General features: G+C 53.3%; 5 protein-coding genes. 4 read left to right on the top strand and 1 reads right to left on the bottom strand.

Annotation, left to right across the window (positions count from 1 at the left end; genetic code table 11):
* The 3 genes from NWI01_RS19230 to NWI01_RS18505 form a co-directional block, all read left to right on the top strand.
* Positions 1-649: hypothetical protein (locus NWI01_RS19230; RefSeq protein WP_181410591.1), on the top strand; the 649-nt coding region annotated here is incomplete at its 5' end.
* 82 nt (positions 650-731) lie between these two features.
* The gene (locus tag NWI01_RS18510) at positions 732-968 is read left to right on the top strand and encodes a transcriptional regulator (protein ID WP_141385405.1); all 237 of its coding nucleotides are present in this window, start codon (positions 732-734) and stop codon (positions 966-968) included.
* 33 nt (positions 969-1,001) lie between these two features.
* A complete protein-coding gene (locus tag NWI01_RS18505; protein ID WP_181410592.1) occupies positions 1,002-1,262 on the top strand; it encodes a type II toxin-antitoxin system RelE/ParE family toxin in 261 nt (86 codons plus the stop codon).
* Between the two features lie 267 nt (positions 1,263-1,529).
* On the opposite strand, the gene NWI01_RS18500 is transcribed toward NWI01_RS18505, so the two are convergent.
* On the bottom strand, positions 1,530-2,444 hold the full coding sequence (locus NWI01_RS18500; RefSeq protein ID WP_141385404.1) for a S1 family peptidase: 915 nt from the start codon (positions 2,442-2,444) through the stop codon (positions 1,530-1,532).
* A gap of 107 nt (positions 2,445-2,551) precedes the next feature.
* On the opposite strand from NWI01_RS18500, the gene NWI01_RS20430 reads away from it, so the two are divergent.
* Entirely contained in the window at positions 2,552-2,695 is a 144-nt protein-coding gene (locus tag NWI01_RS20430) for a type II toxin-antitoxin system RelE/ParE family toxin (RefSeq protein ID WP_141385403.1), read from the top strand.
* Positions 2,696-2,854: the final 159 nt, after the last annotated feature.

Raw genomic sequence — 2,854 nt, 5'->3', positions numbered from 1 at the left:
AGGCGAACGCGAGCGCGCCGAGCAACAGACCGCCGAAATTCTCGACACGATTGAAATCGTCCTCGCCACGAGAGAGGCAGTAGCTGAATTTCGTGTTCAATTGGACAAATATGATACGGCCACTGTCGGTGCGCTGATAGAAAATCAGGAAGCCATTGATGCGGTGCGGGCCAGGATCGACGCAATGCTTGAAGAAGCATATGTCCTTCCGGACGGGCGGCGGGTCTTCAAAACAAAAGACGGCACAAGAGTTTTCGACGAATACGGAAAAGAGGCAACCAAAATCGTCGATCCTGACGCCATCGATGAAAGACATCCCACATGGGAAGCCTTTAAAGCCGAAACGGATGCTAAGGTAAAACTTGAGGAAGATCGTCAGCAGCTCCTCGAATATCAGGCAAAGCTGGGCGAAGCGCGTGAGCGTCTCGACAAGGGCGAAATCACGAAAGACGAACTGGAAGAATTGAAATCGGGGCTGGCGGAGGACATGCCAGACGCGGCGCGTGAAAAACTCGGCCTCGACCAGCCGCGGGCCAACTCAGTTTCGGCGCAGTCGGCAAAACCCGCTGAGGTGGCAGCGGCGGCCGCGATGCCGTCCAATATGGACGCCCTCATGCGCGACACAGGCCTTGGGCCGTCAGGGCCCTAGGCCCGCTGCGTTTTACGCGGGTATGGCCTGTTCCGGCTAAATTTTCTTGGCAGGCTCTCCGAGAATATGGCAGAATGAACAAATGGAAAACAACTTTGAAATATCGGAAGATTTGAACCGCCGGATCGACATGCTGACCGCACGCTCGACCTTGACGCGCGAGCAGATCATTGAAGATGCTTTGTCGCGTGGCCGTTCGCTGGCATGGCAGGAGAAATGGGTTGCGGGCGTCCTGGAGGGCATCGAAGCCGCCGACAAGGGCGACTTCGCAACCGAAGAGGAAATCGCTTCCGTTCTCAACAAATACGGTCAGGCATAGCGGTTCGTGCGCATCGTCTGAACTCGACGATATCTGCGAGAGCTTGCATCCATCAGGGACTATATCGGTCAGCGTAGCCCGCGCGCAGCCGTCCGAATCGTAAACGAGATACATTCGACAACAGCGCGGCTGCTTTTAGCCAATCCGTTCATCGGGCGTCGAGGCGAGATCACGGGCACCCGCGAACTGGTGATTTCCGGTACGCCCTATATCGTCGCGTACCGAGTGACGGATACTCAAATCGAAATTCTGTTTGTCCAGCACGGGGCCAGGGAATGGCCGGACGACGTATGAGCGCGGTTTTGTCTTTCTATCATCTTAACCCTGCGACTCGGCATCCCCGCAGCTTGAAATCGCGTTTCCGCATTCAGGCAACGCAAAGCATCGTCGACTGTGGTGCGGATGAGAAGAAACGCGATTTTACGCTCTAATAAGTTGATTTAATTGATATTTTTGATTGTCCGATGGATACGTTTTGTAGCCGTGGTCAAGCTGCTGATAGAGGCATGAGCGTGGCCTTAGCTCATTCTACGGCTGGCCATCAGACGTTGTCATCAGGGCTCAGCTTCCCATTACAGAATTTATACTCCAACCGTTAAGTCGTAACCGGAGTTCGTTGGGCAAGCGTTTGATGCCAATTCCGGTTTCATCAGCCCATACGATCTTTCTCGTGATTAAATCACCTATAAAATATTTCGCAATATTCCCGCTCTCATCCAGCTGCTCAACTTGAAGAAGCGCTGCCGGCCCCACTAATGAAGCATAAGAGATGTAGCCATCTCTATCTCTTATTCCCTCATATGAAGAACACACCACTCCTCGAACAAGTCCGTCTAGCCCAAATACCGGCCCTCCGCTCATTCCTGGGTCGTATCTTGCAGAGGTGCGATAACGTGGAAATGGAGCCACAACTGCATCACGTTGCGGACAATGGATTTCCTCAACCAGCCCGCGGGAGCCGTAGAGTTTTTGATTTACTATATAGCGAGCGGTGTCAACGCTCCACTCCATAGAGTGATAGCCTAAAGCGAAAGAAGTCTCTCCTATGCTCGGCAAGCCTAAACCAAGCCTATTGGCAGGCATCTTGAGAAGTTCGTTAGTTTTTACATTTCGGAGAAGCTGGATTTGGAGCGCGGCTATATCTAGCTGACCATTGAAATGGACTGAGTGCACAGGCAGTAGGCCGCCAAGCTCATTTCCTGGATTATCCTCATCGGGCTCACTTGAAACATACAGGACGTATAGCCAGCCATCTTCAACGCTGTTCGGCTTTCCTTCGCGAACTGGACCGGGAAGAGCTTCTTCTACAACATGACGGGCTGTAAGACACAACCCGTCACTAGAAATTGCAAAGCAGGTTCCAATGGCCTGAGCTTTGTCATGATGCAGATGTATGACAGGCATGATAGAAGTCGGGAGCAAGCCATGATCGGGGGCTGGAATGAACTCTCCATGTTCAAAAGAGATTGTTTCCATGCGTGTCTCGCCGGCAATCGTATACGTAGCTCGGCCGATCAGATGCGTAACGCTAAGTTACGGCAATTGAGAAAACGAATAGATACGCCCCGCCTCATCCGGACGGCATGAACAGGCCATCGTTCCGGCTTCATCCGCTCAGGGGCAACCGCAAGGGCCAATGGGCCGTCACCGTACGGGCGAACTGGCGGATCGTGTTCGGCTTTGACGGAGGAAACGCTATCGACGTTGATTTTACAGATTACCATTGAAAGGAGGCATCCCCATGCCGATGAAGAATCCACCCCATCCAAGCCGGGGTCTAAAGGCCGATTCTGACGAGCTGGGCCTCACCACCGCGCAAGCCGCTGAGGCTTTGGGCATCAGCCGAAACCAGCTCCACCGCGTGGTTACGGGCCAGAGCGACATTT

This window comes from Nitrobacter winogradskyi (genome assembly GCF_006539545.1).
Classification (GTDB): domain Bacteria; phylum Pseudomonadota; class Alphaproteobacteria; order Rhizobiales; family Xanthobacteraceae; genus Nitrobacter; species Nitrobacter winogradskyi_A.
The sequence above is the reverse complement of the archived record's forward strand: the minus strand, read 5'-3'. Positions and strand labels throughout refer to the sequence as shown.

Coding starts and splice junctions, on each gene's coding strand:
- NWI01_RS18510 (WP_141385405.1), top strand. CDS start 732: ATGGAAAACAACTTTGAAATATCGGAAGATTTGAACCGCCGGATCGAC.
- NWI01_RS18500 (WP_141385404.1), bottom strand. CDS start 2,444: ATGGAAACAATCTCTTTTGAACATGGAGAGTTCATTCCAGCCCCCGAT.
- NWI01_RS20430 (WP_141385403.1), top strand. CDS start 2,552: ATGAACAGGCCATCGTTCCGGCTTCATCCGCTCAGGGGCAACCGCAAG.